The sequence below is a fragment of the Saccharopolyspora antiqui genome (assembly GCF_052246905.1).
In the GTDB taxonomy this organism is placed as follows: Bacteria; Actinomycetota; Actinomycetes; order Mycobacteriales; family Pseudonocardiaceae; genus Saccharopolyspora.
Genome location: NZ_JBQQBO010000032.1, coordinates 11962 through 30775, shown reverse-complemented (window position 1 = coordinate 30775; position 18814 = coordinate 11962). Strand labels below are relative to the sequence as shown.

The 18814-nt window shown below is 70.7% G+C and carries 19 protein-coding genes; 12 read left to right on the top strand and 7 right to left on the bottom strand.

Annotated features, from left to right (window positions below; translation table 11 throughout):
- Positions 1-112 precede the first annotated feature (112 nt).
- The 3 genes from ACTWQN_RS33700 to ACTWQN_RS33690 all read left to right on the top strand — a co-directional run bounded on the left by ACTWQN_RS33700 (position 113) and on the right by ACTWQN_RS33690 (position 3831).
- On the top strand, positions 113-1006 hold the full coding sequence (locus tag ACTWQN_RS33700) for a LysR family transcriptional regulator (RefSeq protein WP_443207697.1): 894 nt from the start codon (positions 113-115) through the stop codon (positions 1004-1006).
- Between the two features lie 122 nt (positions 1007-1128).
- Positions 1129-2229, top strand: coding sequence for a tartrate dehydrogenase (locus ACTWQN_RS33695; protein ID WP_443207696.1), 1101 nt, complete (start codon positions 1129-1131; stop codon positions 2227-2229).
- Positions 2230-2658: 429 nt separating this feature from the next.
- Positions 2659-3831, top strand: coding sequence for a phosphodiester glycosidase family protein (locus ACTWQN_RS33690; RefSeq protein ID WP_443207695.1), 1173 nt, complete (start codon positions 2659-2661; stop codon positions 3829-3831).
- 37 nt (positions 3832-3868) lie between these two features.
- On the opposite strand, the gene ACTWQN_RS33685 is transcribed toward ACTWQN_RS33690, so the two are convergent.
- On the bottom strand, positions 3869-4642 hold the full coding sequence (locus ACTWQN_RS33685; RefSeq protein WP_443207694.1) for a CDP-alcohol phosphatidyltransferase family protein: 774 nt from the start codon (positions 4640-4642) through the stop codon (positions 3869-3871).
- A gap of 72 nt (positions 4643-4714) precedes the next feature.
- On the opposite strand from ACTWQN_RS33685, the gene ACTWQN_RS33680 reads away from it, so the two are divergent.
- The 5 genes from ACTWQN_RS33680 to ACTWQN_RS33660 all read left to right on the top strand — a co-directional run bounded on the left by ACTWQN_RS33680 (position 4715) and on the right by ACTWQN_RS33660 (position 9109).
- A complete protein-coding gene (locus tag ACTWQN_RS33680; protein ID WP_443207693.1) occupies positions 4715-5692 on the top strand; it encodes a zinc-dependent alcohol dehydrogenase in 978 nt (325 codons plus the stop codon).
- Positions 5693-5704: 12 nt separating this feature from the next.
- A complete protein-coding gene (locus ACTWQN_RS33675; RefSeq protein ID WP_443207692.1) occupies positions 5705-6103 on the top strand; it encodes a 6-pyruvoyl trahydropterin synthase family protein in 399 nt (132 codons plus the stop codon).
- Between the two features lie 5 nt (positions 6104-6108).
- Complete coding sequence (locus ACTWQN_RS33670) at positions 6109-7179, top strand: glycosyltransferase family 4 protein (protein ID WP_443207746.1); 1071 nt, start codon at positions 6109-6111, stop codon at positions 7177-7179.
- Positions 7176-8003, top strand: a complete 828-nt coding sequence (locus ACTWQN_RS33665; RefSeq protein ID WP_443207691.1) for a class I SAM-dependent methyltransferase — start codon at positions 7176-7178, stop codon at positions 8001-8003. Before ACTWQN_RS33670 ends, ACTWQN_RS33665 begins: the two co-directional genes overlap by 4 nt.
- Before the next feature lie 182 nt (positions 8004-8185).
- Positions 8186-9109 (top strand): lysylphosphatidylglycerol synthase transmembrane domain-containing protein, encoded by a 924-nt coding sequence (locus ACTWQN_RS33660; protein WP_443207690.1) that lies wholly within the window; start codon positions 8186-8188, stop codon positions 9107-9109.
- Positions 9110-9353: 244 nt separating this feature from the next.
- Here ACTWQN_RS33660 and ACTWQN_RS33655 read toward each other — a convergent pair whose 3' ends face one another.
- The 3 genes from ACTWQN_RS33655 to ACTWQN_RS33645 form a co-directional block, all read right to left on the bottom strand.
- On the bottom strand, positions 9354-10172 hold the full coding sequence (locus ACTWQN_RS33655) for a RibD family protein (protein WP_443207689.1): 819 nt from the start codon (positions 10170-10172) through the stop codon (positions 9354-9356).
- 406 nt (positions 10173-10578) lie between these two features.
- Positions 10579-10788: a ferredoxin gene (locus tag ACTWQN_RS33650; RefSeq protein WP_443207688.1), complete on the bottom strand. Its 210-nt coding sequence runs from the start codon at positions 10786-10788 to the stop codon at positions 10579-10581.
- A complete protein-coding gene (locus tag ACTWQN_RS33645) occupies positions 10785-11981 on the bottom strand; it encodes a cytochrome P450 (RefSeq protein WP_443207687.1) in 1197 nt (398 codons plus the stop codon). Before ACTWQN_RS33645 ends, ACTWQN_RS33650 begins: the two co-directional genes overlap by 4 nt.
- A gap of 163 nt (positions 11982-12144) precedes the next feature.
- Between ACTWQN_RS33645 and ACTWQN_RS33640 the strand changes: the two genes are divergently transcribed.
- On the top strand, positions 12145-12756 hold the full coding sequence (locus ACTWQN_RS33640) for a TetR/AcrR family transcriptional regulator (RefSeq protein WP_443207686.1): 612 nt from the start codon (positions 12145-12147) through the stop codon (positions 12754-12756).
- Between the two features lie 26 nt (positions 12757-12782).
- Here ACTWQN_RS33640 and ACTWQN_RS33635 read toward each other — a convergent pair whose 3' ends face one another.
- The 3 genes from ACTWQN_RS33635 to ACTWQN_RS33625 are packed head-to-tail and all read right to left on the bottom strand — an operon-like array spanning position 12783 to position 15665.
- Complete coding sequence (locus ACTWQN_RS33635; RefSeq protein WP_443207685.1) at positions 12783-14015, bottom strand: cytochrome P450; 1233 nt, start codon at positions 14013-14015, stop codon at positions 12783-12785.
- Positions 14016-14047: 32 nt separating this feature from the next.
- The gene (locus ACTWQN_RS33630; protein ID WP_443207684.1) at positions 14048-15442 is read right to left on the bottom strand and encodes an NAD(P)/FAD-dependent oxidoreductase; all 1395 of its coding nucleotides are present in this window, start codon (positions 15440-15442) and stop codon (positions 14048-14050) included.
- A complete protein-coding gene (locus ACTWQN_RS33625; protein ID WP_443207683.1) occupies positions 15432-15665 on the bottom strand; it encodes a ferredoxin in 234 nt (77 codons plus the stop codon). The genes ACTWQN_RS33630 and ACTWQN_RS33625 overlap by 11 nt, the downstream gene beginning before the upstream one ends.
- A 306-nt stretch (positions 15666-15971) precedes the next feature.
- Between ACTWQN_RS33625 and ACTWQN_RS33620 the strand changes: the two genes are divergently transcribed.
- The 3 genes from ACTWQN_RS33620 (at position 15972) to ACTWQN_RS33610 (ending at position 18800) form a co-directional block, all read left to right on the top strand.
- Positions 15972-16913 (top strand): LysR family transcriptional regulator, encoded by a 942-nt coding sequence (locus ACTWQN_RS33620; protein ID WP_443207682.1) that lies wholly within the window; start codon positions 15972-15974, stop codon positions 16911-16913.
- A 196-nt stretch (positions 16914-17109) separates the two neighbouring features.
- Complete coding sequence (locus tag ACTWQN_RS33615; RefSeq protein ID WP_443207681.1) at positions 17110-18384, top strand: aconitase X; 1275 nt, start codon at positions 17110-17112, stop codon at positions 18382-18384.
- Entirely contained in the window at positions 18381-18800 is a 420-nt protein-coding gene (locus ACTWQN_RS33610; protein WP_443207680.1) for an aconitase X swivel domain-containing protein, read from the top strand. The genes ACTWQN_RS33615 and ACTWQN_RS33610 overlap by 4 nt, the downstream gene beginning before the upstream one ends.
- Positions 18801-18814: the final 14 nt, after the last annotated feature.

Genomic DNA, 18814 nt, shown 5'->3' with positions numbered 1-18814 from the left:
CTTGGCAACGGTGCCCTGGTCGCGTGGCGGGGTTGGTGCCCGCGGCGCGCGGGTCGGTGGTGGTCGGTAGGTTCGTCCTATCGGTGGTGGTCACCGCGGACCCGGAGGTGGTATGGACGCGCGCCAACTTGAGTACTTCCTGGCGATCGTGGATCACGACGGGTTCGGCCGGGCGGCCCGCAAGCTGCATCTCGCGCAACCCTCGCTCTCCCAGGCCATCGCCGGTTTGGAGCGCGAGCTCGGGGTGCCGCTGTTCCACCGGATCGGTCGCGGCGTGGTGCTCAGCGACGCGGGTGCCGAACTGATCGAACCGGCTCGTCAGGTGCTGCGCGATCTGCGCACCGCGCAGGCCACCATGGACTCGGTGAAGGGCATCCGGCGCGGCCGGGTCGAACTGGTGACGATGCCCTCCCCCGGTATCGAGCCGCTGGGCGCCCTGACCCGCGTCTTCACCAGCCGCCACCCGGGGATCACGGTCTGCGCCGAGGCCGCGTTCACGCCCGACGAAGTGGTGGCGAAGGTGCGCGAGGGCGCGTGCGAACTCGGCCTCGTCGGGACGCCCGGCCCGCTGCAACCGCCGGGGGTGGACGTGCTGCCGTTGGAAGACCAGGCGTTCGTACTCGTCGGCGCCCCCGCCGACTTCCCCGCCGGAGACCCGGTGCCGCGCACCGCGCTCGGCGGAACCCGGCTGATCGTCTCGCCCCCCGGCAGCAAGATGCGCCAGATCGTCGACGACATCCTCGCCTCGGGAATCGACGTGCGGATCGTCGCCGAGGTGGCGCACCGGACCTCCATCCTGCCGCTGGTGCTGCAGGGTGTCGGGCTGGCCGTGCTGCCAGCCGCGTGGGCACCGCTGGCACGACGCGCCGGAGCGCGCACCGTCCGCATCGACCCACCCGCGCACCTGCACGTCGCGCTGCTCAGCCGAGCGGCCCCCCTGACACCCGCGGCCTGCGCGTTCCTGGCCACCGCACGCGCCTACACTCCGGTGGACCACCTGGACTGACCTGGTCGAACTGCGCCGATAGGCCGGTCCTATCCGCGGCATTGGAAGTACGTGTTGGACAGTGCGGCGGCGTCGGGGCTTCACTCGAAGCATCCCCCGAGACCAACCGAGGAGTGGCGTCGATGACCGCTCTGCCTGCGGCGCGCACCTTCCAGATCGCCGCGATCCCCGCCGACGGCGTAGGTGTGGAGGTCGTGGCCGCGGGCCGCGCGGTCCTCGACGCGCTCGCCGCCGACTCCGGAGGAGCGTTCGCCTTCGACTGGACCGAATTCCCGTGGGGATGCGGTTACTACGAGAAGACCGGGCGCATGATGGACGACGACGGGCTCGAAGTGCTCAAGAACTTCGACGCCATCTACTTCGGTGCCGTCGGCTGGCCAACGGTTCCCGACCACATCAGCCTCTGGGGCCTGCGGCTGAAGATCTGCCAGAACTTCGACCAGTGGGCGAACATCCGCCCCGTGCACTTCCACCCCGGCGTCGTCTCTCCGCTGCGCAAGGCCGATGACACCGAACTCGACTGGATCGTGGTCCGGGAGAACAGCGAAGGCGAGTACGCCGGTCTCGGCGGGCGCAACTTCGCCAGCCGTGGACCGGGCAACGAGGTGGCCGTGCAGTCCGCGCTGTTCACCGAGTCCGGTTGCGAACGGATCATGCGGTTCGCCTTCGACCTCGCGCGCACCCGGTCCCGCAAGAAGGTCTCCTCGGTGACCAAGAGCAACGCCCAGCAGTACGGCATGGTGCTCTGGGACGAGGTCTTCGCCCGCGTCGCCGCCGACTACCCCGATGTGGCGACCGAGAGCGTGCTCGTCGACGCCATGTCCGCCAAGTTCGTGCTCCGGCCCGAGGACCTGTCGGTCGTCGTCGCCTCGAACCTCAACGCCGACATCCTCTCCGACCTCGGATCGGCTCTGGCCGGCAGCCTCGGCTTGGCCGCCAGCGCCAACCTCAACCCGGAGCGCCGCTTCCCGTCGATGTTCGAACCCGTCCACGGTTCGGCACCCGACATCGCCGGGCAGGGCCTGGCCAACCCGATCGGCGCGATCGGCAGCGCCGCCCTCATGCTGGAGCACTTCGGGCTGGCCGACGAGGCCGCCCGCGTGCGCCACGCCATCGACGCCACCACCGCCTCCGGCGTGCTGACCGCCGACGTGGGCGGCAGCGCCAAGACCGACGAGGTCGTCACCGCGATCATCGAAGCGCTCGCGGCCAGCAAGCCGTAGGTTCGGCGAGCGCCTCGACCTCGCGCGCGAACCGAGTTCGGCGGCACCCACTTCCACCAGTGATCAGCCTGGTACGCACCGTTATTCGCGTGTGCTGTTTCGAGAGGCCGAGTCTCCCAGGATGAACCGGAGACCTCCAGCACACGTGTGAAGGGCTGCGCTCAATCCGGGCGCTCCCGATCCGGGCCCGATCACGCGCCGCGATCACGACCCAGCTGAAAGTGTCGTCCAGGCCGTTCGGTCACCGACCGCGCATGCCGGTCTTGTTCGTGGCATGCCGAATTCGCCCCGGTCATACCGGCTGTTCATCACCGGATGATGTTGTACCTGCGGCCGGGCGCTGGTGGGCGCCATCTCTGACTTCGAGGAAGGCAGTCGACGATGCCGTCTGCTGGGTTGGCGCGCCGACGGGCGCTTGGGGCTGTGGTCGTGTCCTTCGCATTGCTGCTACCGGCGACGGCCGCATCCGCCGCCGAGCTCGACACCGCCGTGGAGCAGATCGCGCCCGGGGTGACCTACCAGACGCTCCAACTGTCCACTGCGCACGGACCGGTGGTCGGTTATCTGATCACCGTGGACCTGCGCAATCCGCACGCCGAGCTGGGTCTGCTGCACCCGGCTTCGGTGGCGGCTCGGGACGAGATCCCCGACATGACCAACGCGCAACGGGCGGTCGCCGGGGTGAACGGCGACTTCTTCAACCTGAGCGAGACGCACGAAGGCGTCGAGGCGACCGGCTCCTCGGTCGGTCCGGAGATCGCCGACGGAGAAGACCTGAAAGCCGCGGTCCCCAACGGGCAGCGGTTCGGGCCCGCGTTGCCGGCGGGCACCTCGACCAGGGACGTCTTCGGAGTGGGCGCCGACCACCGAGCACGCGTGTCCAGCCTGAGCCTGGAGGGCGAGGTGCGCAGTTCCAAGGGCACCGCCGAGGTATCGGGGCTGAACCAGTACGCGCTGCCGGTGGGCGGCATCGGTGTCTACACCTCGGACTGGGGTGCGGTCTCGCGGGCCAGGGCGGTCTGCGGAACCGACACCGACCGAGAAGCGCCGTGCAGCACCGACACCGAGGAAGTGGTGGTCCGCGACGGCGTGGTCAGCGCCGAGCAGGATCAGCCCGGCTCCGGTGCCATCGCCGAGGACACGGTGGTTCTCGTCGGACGCGAAAACGGCGCCACCGAGCTGGAAAAGCTCAATCCGGGCGACCGCGTCGAGGTCGAATCCCGCCTGGTGGCCGCTGATGCGCCGCCGCTGGAGTTCGCGGTCGGCGGATTCCCGATCCTGCGCGCCGGATCGCCGCTGTCCGGTCTGGATGCCTCGCTGGCGCCGCGAACAGCGGCCGGGGTCAGCTCCGACGGCAAGACCGCGTACCTGCTGACCGTGGACGGCCGGTCGACGGCCAGCACCGGGATGAGCGTCGGCGAAGTGGCCGATCTGCTGCTGTCCTTCGGCGCGGCGGATGCCGTCAACCTCGACGGCGGCGGCTCTTCGACGATCGCGGTCCGGGATCCGGGCCAGGAGTCGGCGACCGTGCAGAACGTGCCCTCCGACGGGGTTCCGCGTGCGGTGGCCAACGGCATCGGGGTCTTCTCGACCGGGCGCTGACGTGCTGGCGGGCTGAACCCCCTGTCAGTCCGCCAGTTCAGCCCGCCAGTTCAGCCCGCTCCGTGCCGGGATTCGCGCGACCGCTGCGCCGCAGCCATGCGATGTCCCGCCCGAACGACCACGTGAGCAGCACCAGTGCCACCAGGACCACGGCGATCGCACCGAGCCGGGCGACAATGCCCGCGCTGGCGATGGTGAGAATCGTGCCCTGCAAGGCGGCTACCGTCTTGCGGGCGAAGCTGGGTGGCAGCGGTGCGCGCAGCCAGGGCAGGAACCACGCGGCGGCGACGAAGACGTACCGCATCGCGCCGATCGCGAGCACCCACGCACCCAACGACATCGCGACGAAAACGCTCAGCACGAGGATGAGGAAGGCATCGACTTCCATGTCGAACCGGGCACCCAACGGCGACGCCGACGCGGTGCGCCGGGCCACGTGGCCGTCGACCGCGTCGAGGATCAGCGCGCAGGTCGCGAGCGCGACGAGGACCGCGGTGCGCGTCCCCGCGCTGACGCCGTCGGCGACCAGCGCCGTCACGCAGCCGACCAGCATCGCTCGGCCGAGGGTGACCCGGTTGGCCGGTCCCAGCGCTCGTATCGACCGGCGACCGGCCACGGCGAGGGCGGTCCACAGCCCCGCCGTGTAGGCGATTCCGGCCAGCCAGCCGCGCGGCCCCAGGTCCACACCTGCGGTGAGCGACGCCAGCAGGGCGAGCTGCGCGGCGGCCCCGGCGGCCAGCTCAGTGCCGAACAGGCCCGCGCCGCGCCCGATCCGCGTTGCCACCGCGCCCCCGATCGTGCTGGCGTCCAAAATGTGCACACGTATCGTAGTGGCGGGTTCCGGCACAGGCCCCGTGAAGCCCGAGTCACCTGGAGGATGCCGATGGAGCCGGATGCGCATGCCTTCTGGCTCCGCCGCCCCGGCGAGGGCGAAATCCGGCCGGTGGCGCTGCCCGCACCCGGCGCCGACGAAGTGCTGGTGCGAACCCTGTACTCGGGCGTCAGCCGAGGCACGGAGGCACTGGTGTTTCGCGGCGAGGTGCCGGTGAGCCAGTACGCGGCGATGCGGGCGCCGTTCCAGGACGGCGAGTTTCCCGGGCCGGTCAAATACGGCTACCTCAACGTCGGGGTCGTTGCGCAGGGTCCCGCGGATCTGCTCGGCCGCACCGTGTTCTGCCTCTACCCGCACCAGACCCGCTACGTCGTCCCGATCAACGCCGTGACACCCGTGCCGGAATCGGTGCCTCCGGAGCGTGCCGTGCTGGCGGGAACCGTGGAGACCGCGCTGAACGCGGTGTGGGATGCGGCGCCGCTTCTCGGCGATCGGATCGCGGTGGTGGGCGCCGGGATGGTTGGTTGCTGCGTGGCCGCGCTGCTCGCCGGGCTGCCCGGTGCGCGAGTTCAGCTGATCGACGTGAATCCGCGGCGCGCCAGGATCGCCGCGGCGCTCGGCGTCGAGTTCGCGACACCCGATGCGGCCGTCGGCGACTGCGACCTGGTGGTGCACGCCAGCGCCACCGAGGCGGGGTTGGCGCGGTCGTTGCAGCTGCTGGTGCCGGAAGGCGAGGTCATCGAGCTCAGCTGGTACGGCGATCGGCGGGTCGCCGTACCGCTGGGCGAGGCGTTCCATTCCCGGCGTCTGGCGGTGCGCGGCAGCCAGGTGGGGACCGTGTCGCCCGCGCGGCGCGGCCGCCGCACGTTCGCGGATCGGATGGCGCTGGCCCTGGATCTGCTCGCGGATCCCCGATTCGACGCGTTGCTGACCGGGGAGAGCGACTTCGCGGACCTGCCCGCGGTGCTGCCCCGGCTGGCCAGCGGCGAGCTCCCAGCGCTGTGCCACCGCATCGTCTATCCCGACTGATCTGGAGGAACGTTGTTCAGCATCACCGTCCGCGATCACATCATGGTGGCGCACAGCTTCCGCGGCGAGGTCTTCGGTCCCGCGCAGCGCCTGCACGGCGCGACGTTCGTGGTGGATGCGACGTTCCGCCGCGCCGAGCTGGACGCGGACAACATCGTCGTCGACATCGGACTGGCCACCGAGCAGCTGCACGCCGTGCTCGGCGAGCTCAACTACCGCAACCTCGATGACGAACCGGCCTTCGCGGGGATCAACACTTCGACCGAGTTCCTCGCCAAGGTCATCGCCGACCGGCTCGCGGACCGGGTGCACGCGGGCGCGCTCGGCGAAGGAGCCCGTGGATTGGGCGGAATCACCGTCACGCTGCACGAGTCGCACGTGGCGTCGGCGAGCTGCGAACGAACGCTTTGAACGAGATCCGCTCGGTGCACGTCGTCCTGCCCGGCGATGTCAGCGACGTGACGGTGCCCAGCGGCGGCAACGTCTACGGACTGCGGGTGTGCCGGGAGCTCGAAGGGCACGGCTGGCGGGTGCACCCGATCGCCCTCGCCGGGGCGTGGCCACGACCAGAGGCCGCCGCCCGCGCGGCGTTGGCGCGGACGCTGGCCGCACTGCCCGATGGTGCGGTCGTGCTGCTGGACGGGCTTGTGGCCTGCGGGGTCCCGGAAGTGGTGGTCCCGCAGGCACATCGGCTGCGGCTGGGTGTGCTGGTGCACCTTCCGCTGGCGGATGAAACCGGGCTGGCCCCGGCGGTCGCGGCCGAGCTGGACGCGCGGGAGAAGGCGACGCTGCGCGCGGCGAGCGCGGTCGTGGTGACCAGCCCGTGGACCGCGGCACGCCTTGCACGGCAAGGATTCCGGGTGCACGTCGCCCCTCCCGGCACCGATCGGGCCGGACTGGCGCAGGGCAGCGATGGCGCGTCCCGGTTGCTGTGCCCGGCGGCGGTGACGCCCCGCAAGGGACAGGACCTGCTGGTCGAAGCCCTCGCGCAGATCACCGACCTGCCGTGGACCTGCACCTGCGCCGGGGCGGTGCGCCGCGACCCCGACTACGTCGCGGAACTGCGTCGGTTGATCGACCGCAGCGGACTCACCGGCCGCGTTGAGCTCGTCGGCCCGCTGTCGGGCGAGCAGTTGGCCGCGGCCTACGCCGAATCGGATCTCGTGGTGCTGACCTCCCGCGCGGAGACCTACGGCATGGTCGTGACCGAAGCCCTGGCCCGGGGGATCCCAGTGCTGGCGACGGCCGTGGACGCCGTACCCGAGACGCTCGGTCGCGCACCGGATGGCGGGGTGCCCGGGCTGCTCGTGCCGCCCGGCGACGGGGCGGCGTTCGCTCGGGCGCTGCGGCGCTGGCTCACCGAGCCGGACCTGCGGGCGGAGCTCCGAGCCGCCGCGCGTGCGCGCCGCGACACCCTGGCCGGGTGGGCGGAGACCACGCGGGCGCTGGCCGATGTGCTGGAAACCCTTCGCCGGGGAGCATCGTGAACACCGCAGGCGAATTCTCCCCGGACTGGCTCGCGCTGCGGGAACCCGCCGATGCCGCCGCCCGCGCGGCAGAGCTGCTCACCCCGCTGCGCGCCGTCCTCCCAACGCCGATGGTGGTTCGCGACCTCGGCTGCGGCACCGGATCCATGGCGCGTTGGCTGGCCGGACGGCTGCCCGGACCGCAGCGCTGGATCCTGCACGACCGCGACCCCGAGCTGCTGCGGCGCGCGAGCCGGGCCACCTTCCGCGACGCGCGCGGCGTCCCGGTGGCAGTGCAGGCGCAGCAGGCCGACGTGACCAGCCTGCGCGGCGCCGATCTCACCGACACATCGCTGGTGACCGCCTCCGCGCTGCTCGATCTGCTCACCCGCGCGGAGATCGACGGACTCGCGGCGGCATGCGTCGCCGCCGGATGCCCGGCGCTGCTGACCTTGTCGGTGGTGGGCGAGGTCGAACTGCATCCCGCTGACCCGCTCGACGCGGTCCTCGGATCGGCGTTCAACGCGCACCAGCGCCGGGCAGTGCAGGGCCGTCGACTGCTGGGGCCGGACGCCGTCGACGCGACCACCGAGGCGTTCGAGCGTCGCGGGGCGACGGTGCGCACCCGCCCCAGCCCTTGGCGGCTCGGCGCGTCGGATGCCGCGTTGATCGCGGCGTGGCTCGACGGCTGGGTCGGCGCGGCCTGCGAGCAGCGGCCCGAGCTGGCCGTCGAGGCCCGGCGGTATCTGCGGCATCGGCGCGCGGAGTGCGCAGCGGGTGGGTTGCGGGTGGTGGTCCGGCACCGCGACCTGCTGGCATTGCCCTCGCCGAGGCCCGTCGGATGAGCCTGCGGCGCGCACCGAGCTACGGTGGATTCATCCGAAGCGTTGCGCACGATCCGCCGCTGCCGCCCTGCGAGGCGGGAAGGACCACCCCTGCCGGGCAGGCAGGCGTGGCCAGGATGCGCCGCACCCGATCCGCGTCGAGCACGGATGTCGATGAACGGACCACCGGTCGCTTCCGGGCCATGTTCAGGCGGGTGTGGCCGCTGCTGCAGGTGCTGGGCGGGGTGGCGATCCTGGTGGCCCTGGTGTGGCGGCTGGGCAGCGGCGCGTTCGTCGAAGGGCTGCGGGTGATCAACGCCGGGGCGGTGGTCGCCGCGCTGGGAATCGGTTTGCTGACAACCCTGTTCAGCGCCGGGCGGTGGTGTCTCGTCGCGCGCCGCATCGGTCTGCCCCTGCGGTTGGGCACGGCTGTGGCGGACTACTACCGCGCGCTGTTCCTGAACGCGGCGCTGCCGGGCGGGGTGCTCGGTGACGTCCACCGCGCGGTGCGGCACGGCCAGCACGCCGACGACGTGGGGCGCGGTGTGCGCGCGGTGGTTCTGGAACGGAGCGCGGGCCAGGTGGTTGTCGTCGCGGCCGCGGCGGCGGTGCTGCTCAGCCAGCCCTCCTGGCTGCCCGACCTCGCCGCGTGGTCATACCTGCCCGGCGTCGTGGCGGTGGGGTTGTGCGCGGTCGCGTTCGTGGCTTGGGGCCGCAGCACCGCGCGGGGCAGGCGCGCCGTCGCGACGGCAGTGGCCGAGATACGCCACGGCTTGCTCGCCCGCGACACCTGGCCAGCCGTCGCCGTGCTGTCCGCGGCGACCCTGCTGGGGCATCTCGCGCTGTTCCTGGTCGCGGCGCGGGTGGCGGGTGTCGTAGCACCGGCGTCCCAGCTGGTGCCGCTGATGGTGCTGGCGCTGCTGGCGATGGGCCTGCCGATCAACGTCGGCGGTTGGGGACCTCGGGAAGGTGTGACGGCCTGGGCGTTCGGCGCCGCGGGCCTGGGCGCGACGCAGGGCCTCACGGTCGCCGTGGTGTACGGGGTGCTCGCCTTCGTCGCGAGCCTGCCCGGCGCTGGCGTGCTGCTGCTGCGCCGCAGCCGACGCCCCGCTCCTGCTCGCGAGTGAGGATCCCGGTTCGCACGGTCTGTCTTCGAACTCGTTTCGCGTGACGGTGCGGGTAGCGGAACCTCGGGCAGTGCCGGTGCGGGGACACCCCGCACACCCCGGGCGATCTCGCTCCGCCGATCCCCGACATCATGCATTCCGCTCCCGAGACGACGTCTGAGAACCGGCGGTGCAAGTTCCGGGAGTGGGCTAAGCGGCTTCATCGCTTCAAAGGAAGAACGAAAACGGGCATTCACCGCAACGATCAGTCACGACCCAGGTCGAGTTCGAAGAGCGTGTCCACGCCGAGTGGGACGCGGCGCACCGGTGGCCGCAGCGCATCGCGCATCCGTTCGGTCCCCGGGAAGTGCAGGCCGGGCACGCCGTCGCCCAGCAGCACCGGCGCGACGGTCACGTAGAGCCGGTCCAGCACGCCCGCCTGGAGGAAACGCGACACGGTCACCCCGCCGCCTTCGACGAGGACGCGGCCCAGACCGCGCTGCGCGAGCGCGTCGAGGATGCGCTCGGGTGCGTGACCAGCGTCGTCGCACGGCATCCGGACGGCGTCGACACCGTCCGGGACATCAGCGGAATCCGCGCAGCCCAACATCCACAGCGTCGGTGCGGCACCGTCGGTGAAGACCTGCCGGTCGCGCGGGACGCGGCCGCGGTGGTCGAGGACCACGCGTACCGGGTTGGCGCCGGTGCAGGCCCGCACGGTCAGCCGCGGGTCGTCGGTGATCGCGGTGTCCGCGCCGACGATCACCGCGTCGCACAGCGCCCGCAGGCGGTGCAGGTGGCAGCGGTCCTCCTCCCCCGTCACGAACACGGCATCGCCGGTGCGGGTGGCGATGTAGCCGTCCAGGCTCTGGCCGAGCTGGGCGATGACGTAGCGCGTACCGGCGAGGCACAACGGGAGGTAGAGCTCGGCGAGCTGCTCGGCCTCCGGCGAGGCTGCTTGCGCCCACCGCAGCTCGCCGTCCGGACACTCGACTAGTCCGGCGGCCAGGGCGTCCTGCTCGGTGCGGACGCCGAGCAGCCGCGTCCACGCCTCGGCCGCATCGAGCTCGACCGGCCCGGTCACGGCGCGACCCGATCACGCGGGCCAGCGGCCGACCCGCGGCCAACACCGGTGGTGGCAGCGATCGATCGGGGCATGACAACCTCTCGTCCGAACGGAATTGCCCCTGCCAGCGTAGGGGATCCGCCTCTCGAACCGGTGCTGGCAAATCGCCCCCACCGCACCGAGCCCGCACGACATCGGTGGAGTGAAGGGCACCTTTGACCGGCTTACTCGGTAAAAGGTGCCCTTCACCTGTTCAACAACGGCTCGGAGGGCGTGCTGCCGATGGACAAGAGGTTAGTGGGAGCGAGAAACGTGGCGATGGCGTCGACTGTCGGGTCGTCGCGGTGCCGATCTCGTTTGCCACGGTCGTCTCGTCCAGCGGCGACGGCCACTGCTGCGGAAAGACCCGACTCCGTGTGGCGGGTCAGCAGGATCGAGGGTTTTCGCGCAGGGACAGGGCGTGGGAGGGGCAGAGCATGACGGCCTCGCGCAGGGTGTCGTGAAATTCCGCTGCCGGTACGGGATTTCGCACGATTACCCGGCCATCGTCCTCGTCCTGGTCGAAGATCTCCGGCAGGGTCAGAACGCACATGCCCGAGCTGACGCAAAATTGTCCGTCGGCGTGGATCCTCATCGTGACCGCGGCCCCCACGTGACTGGGAGTGCGTGGACTCCGGAGATGACCATGTCGGTGCGCAGCGGCACCTCCTCCGGTGGCACCGCCAGCTCCAGGTCCGGGAACCGCCGGAACAGCGCGGGAAAGCCGACCCGCATCTCGACCCGGGCGAGCTGTTGTCCGAGGCATTGGTGGATGCCGTGTCCGAAGGCGATGTGTCCGGTCGCCGGTCTGGTCAGGTCGAGGATGTCGGGGTCGGCGAACCGTTCGGGGTCCCGGTTGGCGCCGGGCAGCGAGACCGTGATGCTCTCGCCTGCCCGGACCAGGACACCTTCGAGTTCGACGTCTTCCAGTGCGGCGCGGACGGTGCCCGGGACGACCGAGAGGTAGCGCAGGAGCTCCTCGATCGAGTTGTCGACGGTCTCCTCGGCAGTGATCGCGGGGATCTGCCCGGGGTTGCGCAGCAGCGCGAAGGTACCGAGGGCCAGCATGTTCGCGGTCGTGTCGAGTCCGCCGCCCAGCAGCAGGAACGCGATGTTGGTCAGCTCCTCGTCGGTCAACTCACCGCCGTCGGCGATGAGCCCGCTGAGCAGATCGTCGGTCGGGTTGGCCCGCTTGTGCCCGACCAGGTCGAAGAGGTATCCGGAGATGTCGACCACCGCCCGCTGCTGCTCCTCTGCGGTGGCGTCCTGTCGGGACATCTGCGTGGTTTGCCGCATGAACCGCTCGCGGAAGTCCTCCGGGACCCCGAGCAGCTCGCAGGTCACCAGCGTGGGGATCGGTACGGCGTAGGCCGCCACCAGGTCCGCCGACGGGCCCGTGGTCGCCATCCGGTCGAGGTACGCCTCGGCGATCTGCTCGATGCGCGCGGTGAGCTGCCGCATCCGGCGGACCGTGAACTGGCCGGTGAGCAGGCGTCGATATCGGGTGTGCTCCGGCGCGTCCATGCCGATGAACATGCCGGGCCGGGCGGGCGGCGTGTCCGCGGTGCTGCTGAACGGGGTGCTGCGCAACTCCTGCCGGGCGCTGAACCGCGGGTCGGCGAGCACTGCGCGGATGGTCGCGCGCCGAGTGATCATCCAGCCGAGCTTGCCGTCCGGGTAACGCACTCGGGCGATCGGCTGCTCCGCGCGCATCGCCAGGACCTCCTTCGGCGGGTCGAAGGGGCCGGAGCTGGTCATCGGGAACGTCAGGGGGTCTGTCGTTGTCATCGTCAATGTCCTCACCAGGCGACCGCGAATCCGTGGCCGCCCATGGATACGCAAGGGGCGGGTGGAGCGAGCCGGGCCCTGGTGCTCGCTCATCGCCACATGTAACTACATCACGTGTAATCATGCAATGGATGTAACATTATCTTTGGTGTAAGATTTTCGCATGGATGAGTCGCGGCGAGAGCGCAAGAAGCGGCAGACCAGGCGGCTGCTCGCGGAGACGGCAATTCGCCTGTTCGGCGAGCAGGGGTACGAGCGGACGACCGTCGCGCAGATCGCATCGGCCGCGGACGTGGCCACGAAGACGTTCTTCAACCACTTCCCCAGCAAGGAAGACGTGCTGTTCGCCGACACCCGGCAGCGCAACACGATCCCGCTCGCGGTGATCGCCGACCGGCGCCCGGGCGAGAGCATCGCCGACCTGCTGACCCGGATGTACGACGAGATGTTGGCCGACTACCACACCGAAGGTGTCGGAGGGCGCGACCAAGCGCTGATGGAGACCTACACCCAGCTGATCATGACCGTGCCAGCCCTGCAGGCCAGGGCGCTGCACATGGTGTTCGACCTGCAGCGGGAAATCGCCGCGGCGCTGCTGAAGGCCTACCCGGACGAGCTCGACCCGATCAGCGCCGCCGCGGTGGTCGGCTCCCTGGTGGGCGCCACCCAGGCAGCCGCGCTCGCAAGCCTGGAGCTGGGCCAACCCGAGGAGCAGTTCTGGAAATCCATGCGATGCGGCCTCGAAATCGGCCTGCGCGGCTTGCACGAAGCCTGAGGATCTCGCGCAACGATGCCGACCCGTCACGCGGGCGGTGCGATGGCGGTGCAGGTTATTGGCAGGTGGCGTGGGCCGCGGAGGACTGGGCTCGGGCGGTAGGGCGGCGGGTCTTCGACCAGTTGGGGTTCGCGCAGTCGCCGGGTGATCTCGGTCAGCGCGACCTGCGCCTCCAGCCTGGCCAGTGGCGCGCCGAAGCACGCGTGCACGCCGAAGCCGAAACCCAGGTGCTGGTTGTCCGGGCGAGCCGGGTCGAAGCGGTCCGGATCGGGGAAGCGTTCGGGGTCCCGGTTGCCCGCGGCGAGCAGCAGCCAAATCTGCGCGCCCTTCGGGATGATCGTGCCCGCCACTTCGATGTCGGCCAACGTGGTGCGCTGCGGCAGAATCTGCACCGGGGGCTCGTAGCGCAGCAACTCCTCCACGGTGTCGGCCACCGTCAACGGGTGCTCCCGCAGCCGTTGCAGGGCCGCTGGCTGGCGCAGCAGGGTGAGCACCCCGTTGGTGATCAGGTTGACGGTGGTCTCGTGACCGGCGATCAGCAGCAGAACGGCGGTGCTGATCAGCTCCACCAGCGACATCCGCCCCTCCGGCCCCTCGTCGGTGACCCACGCGGAGAGCATGTCGTCGCCGGGGTGGCGGCGGTGCTCCTCGATCAACCCGGCCAGGTACTGCCCGAGTTCCAGGCGGCCCTGCTGCACCGAACGCCGCTGCTCCGCCGCGTCCTCGGCCGGGCTCAGACCGGCCACCACCGCGTCGACCATCCGCCGGAAGTGCGGCTCGTCATCCCTCGGCACGCCCAGGAGCTGGCAGATCACCGCGACCGGGAACGGGTAGGCGAAGTCGTCGACCACGTCGAACCGGTCCTCGCCGCCGAGCCCGTCGAGCAGGCCGGTCACGATCCGAACCAGCTCACCGTGCATGTCGTGGATGCGCCGCGGGCTGTGCGGCGGGCCGAACGGCCGCATCGCCAGGCGGCGCAGCCGGTCGTGCTCCGGTGGATCCAGCCGGATGAAGCTGGGCGGCAGCGCCTCGTCGTCGCCCACGCTGAGCTGCGGTTGCGTGCCCGGGGCTAGATTGCGGGCGTCGGAGCTGATCCGCGGATCGTGCAGCAGGTTGCGGATTTCCCAGTAGGTGGTGACCAGGTGGACCCCGCTGTCGTCGCGCACCACCGGGGTCCGCCGGAGTTCCGCGAAGCTCGGATAGGGATCGGCGCGGATGGCGTAGTCGGTGATCATCTGCACCGGGCTGCTCGACGGCATGGGAACGGCTCCTCGCGATTTCGGCCCGCCGGTCAGGCGCGCAGCGGTGTGAAGACGACCCGCCGGTCGCTGGGCGAATGGCCGGTCAGGGTGACGGTGGGGCCGTGGGTGGGCAGCGCCGGGTCGGGGAACCGGGCAGGCACCGGCCGCAGTCCCTCGGCGCGCTGACCCACGCAGGGAAAATCGGGCGGGAACGGGGCGGCCTGCTCGATCAGCCGCGCGTAGAAGCCCATCCACTTCGCGTGGTCGAAGCCGACTGCGGCGATGACGCGCCCCTGGTAGCCGTATGCGGCGACGAAGCCGCAGGCGGCCAGCGAACCCTGGGTCACGATGATCTCGTCGGCCATCGACGGCACCCCGACGGACTTGATGTTCACGCCGAACTGCGATGACCAGAACGACGGCATCCACAGGTGCGGTCGGCGCCGCGAACCAGTGCTGATCATGTTGTGCGCCGCGATCTCGGCCTGCGCCACGGCGTTGCCCCAGTGCTCCAGCGAGAGGAACTGGTACCCGAACAGCGGGTGGGGCGTGCGGGCCACGTCGCCGGCGGCGAACACGTCGTCGGTGACGATGCCGTGCACGTCGAAGGCTCGACACCCGGCGTCGCAGGCGATCCCCCGGGGTCCCGCCGCCAGCCCCGACCCGTCCAGCCACGCGGTGTTGCGGACCGCGCCGAGCGCCACCACGGCCACCTCCGCGTCCAGCACGGTGCCGTCGGAGAGGTGGGCGCGCCGCAGCCTGCCACCCGCATCGCCTTCCAGCGCGGTGACCATGACGCCGCACCGCAGGTCGACCCCGTGTTCGCGCTGCAACCGCGCGGCCACGTCACCGATGACCCCGCCGAGCGCGCCCACCAGCGGCGCTTGCCCGCGCTCGGCGACGGTGACCTGGATGCCGCGTTCCCGGCACACCGAGGCGATCTCCGAGCCGGTGAACCCGGCACCGATGACCAGCACCCGGCTGGGCCGCCTGGCCAGTCGGCGTTCCAGCCGGATGGTGTCCTCCCTGGTGCGCAGCACGCACACGCCGTCCAGCGCGGCTTCGGTTTCGTGCGGCCACGGCCGGGACCGCACGCCGGTGGTGATCAGCAGGCGGTCGAACTCGACCGCCGTCCCGTCCGACAGCAGGACTCGCCGGTCGTCCCGGTCCAGTCCGGTGGCCGCCACGCCGAGCCGCCATTGCGCGTCGATCGCCCGCCGCCTGGGCAGGCCGGTGTCTTCCGGGCGCACCCGTCCCAGCAGCACCTGCTTGGACAGCGGTGGCCGGTCGTAGGGCTCGTGCGGCTCGTCGCCGATCAGCGTCAGCGATCCGGCGAACCCTTCCTCGCGCAGCTGCTCGGCGGCGCGCAGACCGGCCAGCGAGGCACCGACGATCACGATGCGGCCGCTTTCGCGGATCTCGTGCGGTATGCCGTCAGCGACCATGGCCGCGCTCCTGCCGGACCGCGTCGGATGCGTCGAGGCGGTCCACCAGGATCGCCTGGACCGGGCAGGCGGCCGCGGCCCGCAGCGCTTCGTCGCGGTGCGCCTCGTCGACGCGCGACTGGTACAGCAGCGCTTCCTCGCCGTGCAGGGTGAACACGTCCGGCGCCAGGAACACGCACTGCGCGAATGCCTGACAACGGTTCAGGTCGACGACCACCCTCATGCTGTCCCCCCGGCTCGACGTGCGCCCCCGGTCTCATGCTGGCCGAGGACCGCCGGGCCCGCACGGCCACCTGAACAGCGTCGGAGCAGCGCTTTCCGGGACGACGAGCGGAGGGTTTATTTCGTTCAACACTGAAATAATCGTATGCATTGACGCAACATGCGGACCGCGCTGCGACGGGAAAGCACCCACGCCACAACGCCCCGTCGCCCACCGACCACAGTGGACTTCGAGCGCGGAGTGCGATCAGCCGGGTGCAGCCCGCGAAACCTTTCCGCATCGCGGAGCGCGACGTAAGGTTCGTCGATGACACGAGGGCGTGCACATCTGGCGAATCTCGACCTGAACCTGCTGGTCGCGCTGCGCGAGCTGATCAGGGAGCGCAACGTGACGCGGGCGGCCGAGCGGATCGGCATCACCCAACCCGCCGCCAGCGCGGCGTTGTCCCGGCTGCGTCGGCATTTCGGCGATGAGCTGCTCGTCCGGGGCCGCGGCGGCTACGTCCCCACTCCCCTCGCCGCGCAGCTGGACGAGCAGGTCGAGGTGGTCTGCGCCGCGCTGGAACGGCTGTTCGCCACCGGCAAGGAGTTCAGCCCGGAAACCTCGACCCGCGAGTTCACCCTGCTCATGGCGGACTACACCGTCGCGGTCCTCGGCGAGCGGTTCTCCAGGCTGATGGCCGAGCAGGCCCCCCGGATCGGGCTGCACGTCCGGCTGGTCGGCGAATCGCTGATCGCGGACGCCACCGAATCGATCCGGCTCATCGACGGCGTGATCTCCCCACCGGTGAACCGATTCCGCATCCCGGAGATCAACTCCGTCGAGCTGTTCCGAGACCGGTGGGTGTGCCTCGTGTCGGCCGACAGCCCGCTGCCGGAGGCACCCGGACTGGAAGACCTCGCCGAGCTGGACTGGGTCGTGCCCTACCACCGCGATCAAGGCCCGCCGTCCGCCGCCCCCATCCCCCGCCAGCTCGCCCTGCTCGGGGTGCGTCCCCGAATCGCGATCCGGGTGGAGAGCTACCGCGCGGTCCCGCACTTCCTCATCGGCACCAACCGGATCGCGCTGCTGCAGCAGCGGTTGGCGACCCAGTTCGCCGACGGGGCGCAGCTGCGGATGATCGACCCGCCCGGCGAGCTCGAACCGGTCGTCGAGGAGTTCTGGTGGCACCGCAACTTCGACGACGATCCAGCGCACCGCTGGCTGCGGGAAACCCTCACCGCGGCCGCATCGCCGCTGCGACCATAGATCTCGTTTATGGCGCTCAGCCCAAGGATCTATCGCGGAATGTCTTCCGGTAGCTCGGAAATTCTCCTTAACATTCCGGAAACGTCTTTTCCCGCAACGGGATCTTACGAGCGCTCCGCAGCAATTTTGAGCCGGGCACCTCGCCATCGGCTGCTCCCCGACCTGAAGGCCCAGGTATCCACCGATTGGAATCCCGATGAGGCTCTCCGACGACGACAAGGCGATGCTCGACGGCGCCGAAGGCCCGGCCGTGGCCGCGGCGATGGACCTGCTCGTGCGCTACGGGCAGGCACTGGACGCCGAGCAGCTCTGCGATGTGCGAAACGTCGCGGGCACCATGACGCAACCGTCCCCGGTGAAGGCCCGCCTGGTGCGCGAAGGCGGCTGGCACAAGGCGTTCGCGGTCATCAACCTGGACTGCGACGACGAGCTCGAAATCCCCGACATGCGGGTGCCGACCTGCCAACTGCAACAGGGCTTCGGCCCCGACTCGGCGGGTGTGGTGCCGTATCCGGCGGAGATGATCAAACTGCAGAGCGAGGCCGAGGCGTTCTACGGGCGCAAGGGCGTGAACATCCTCGCCACCTGCACGCCGTACCAGGTCGGCAACCTGCCGGTGCGCGGCGAGCACTGCGCGTGGATGGAGTCCTCGGCGGTCATCTACGCCAACTCGGTGCTCGGCGCCCGAACCAACTGCGAAGGAACCGCATCCACCGGCGCCGCCTCGCTGACCGGCCGAATCCCCTGCTGGGGCAACCACTTGGCGGAAAACCGCTACGGCACCCACCTGATCGACGCGACCGTCCCGATCGACGACCCGATGGAATGGGGCATGCTCGGCTACTTCGCCGGAGACCTGGTCCAGGAGGCGCGGCCGGTCGTGGTGGGCGAGCTCGCCATCCCGGACCTGCTGGAGCTGAAGCACTTCGGCGCCGCCGCGGCCTCCTCGGGCGGGGTCGAGCTGTACCACCTGCCGGGCATCACCCCGGAAGCGCCGACCGTGGAGGCGGCGTTCGGACCGCATTCGATCCCGGACGCGGTCGCCTACGGGCGAGGCGAACGCCAGGCGATGTACGAGACCCTGAACGGACAGGGCAGCTCGACCGACGTGGACTTCGTGCTGCTCGGTTGCCCGCACGCATCGCTGGACCAGGTCCGGATGACCGCCAAGCTGCTGGACGGCAAGCGGTTGAAGGCGCAGCTGTGGATGATGGTGCCGCGCTCGCTGAAGACCGCCGCGGACCGCAGCGGATACACCGAGATCATCGAGGCGGCCGGTGCGCGGGTGCTCGCCGACTCCTGCCCCGCCATGTCGCGGGCCGCACCGCCCGGCACGCGGGTTTTCGCCACCGACTCGGCGAAGCAAGCGCACTACCTACCGGCCATCCTGGGCATCGAAGCGTGGTTCGGTTCTCTGGAGGACTGCATCGACGCGGCGATCAACGGCCGCTGGCGAGGGGAGCTGGAGTGATCACGCTGCACGGCAGGCAGGTCGTCCCCGGCGTCGCCGAGGGAGAGGCCCTGGTCTCGCGGGAAACCATCTCCGGCTGGGGCGGGATCGACCCGGCCACCGGCACCATCATCGAACGCCGCCACGAGCTTTGCGGGCAGTCGTTCGCCGGGAAGATCCTGGTGTTCCCCGGCGCCAAGGGCTCTTCCGGGTGGGCGGCGTTCTTCCAGAGCACCCGACTGCTGGGCACCGCCCCGCTCGGCATGATCTTCAACACCATCACCACGAAGGCGGCCCTGGGCGCGGTGGTCACGCGGGTACCGACCATCACCGAACTGGACCGCGACCCGCTGGACCTCATCGCCACCGGGGACATCGTTCGCATCGACGCCGATCGCGGCATCGTCACCGTCAAACCCCAAGCTCCGGCAGCATGAGCTGAGGTGCCAGC

What these genes read in the sequence shown, in the direction of transcription:
- ACTWQN_RS33650 (WP_443207688.1), bottom strand. Translation starts at nt 10,788, where the DNA reads ATGAGGATCCACGCCGACGGACAATTTTGCGTCAGCTCGGGCATGTGC.
- ACTWQN_RS33660 (WP_443207690.1), top strand. Translation starts at nt 8,186, where the DNA reads ATGTTCAGGCGGGTGTGGCCGCTGCTGCAGGTGCTGGGCGGGGTGGCG.
- ACTWQN_RS33645 (WP_443207687.1), bottom strand. Translation starts at nt 11,981, where the DNA reads ATGACAACGACAGACCCCCTGACGTTCCCGATGACCAGCTCCGGCCCC.
- ACTWQN_RS33630 (WP_443207684.1), bottom strand. Translation starts at nt 15,442, where the DNA reads ATGGTCGCTGACGGCATACCGCACGAGATCCGCGAAAGCGGCCGCATC.
- ACTWQN_RS33640 (WP_443207686.1), top strand. Translation starts at nt 12,145, where the DNA reads ATGGATGAGTCGCGGCGAGAGCGCAAGAAGCGGCAGACCAGGCGGCTG.
- ACTWQN_RS33680 (WP_443207693.1), top strand. Translation starts at nt 4,715, where the DNA reads ATGGAGCCGGATGCGCATGCCTTCTGGCTCCGCCGCCCCGGCGAGGGC.
- ACTWQN_RS33620 (WP_443207682.1), top strand. Translation starts at nt 15,972, where the DNA reads ATGACACGAGGGCGTGCACATCTGGCGAATCTCGACCTGAACCTGCTG.
- ACTWQN_RS33625 (WP_443207683.1), bottom strand. Translation starts at nt 15,665, where the DNA reads ATGAGGGTGGTCGTCGACCTGAACCGTTGTCAGGCATTCGCGCAGTGC.
- ACTWQN_RS33615 (WP_443207681.1), top strand. Translation starts at nt 17,110, where the DNA reads ATGAGGCTCTCCGACGACGACAAGGCGATGCTCGACGGCGCCGAAGGC.
- ACTWQN_RS33700 (WP_443207697.1), top strand. Translation starts at nt 113, where the DNA reads ATGGACGCGCGCCAACTTGAGTACTTCCTGGCGATCGTGGATCACGAC.
- ACTWQN_RS33635 (WP_443207685.1), bottom strand. Translation starts at nt 14,015, where the DNA reads ATGCCGTCGAGCAGCCCGGTGCAGATGATCACCGACTACGCCATCCGC.
- ACTWQN_RS33695 (WP_443207696.1), top strand. Translation starts at nt 1,129, where the DNA reads ATGACCGCTCTGCCTGCGGCGCGCACCTTCCAGATCGCCGCGATCCCC.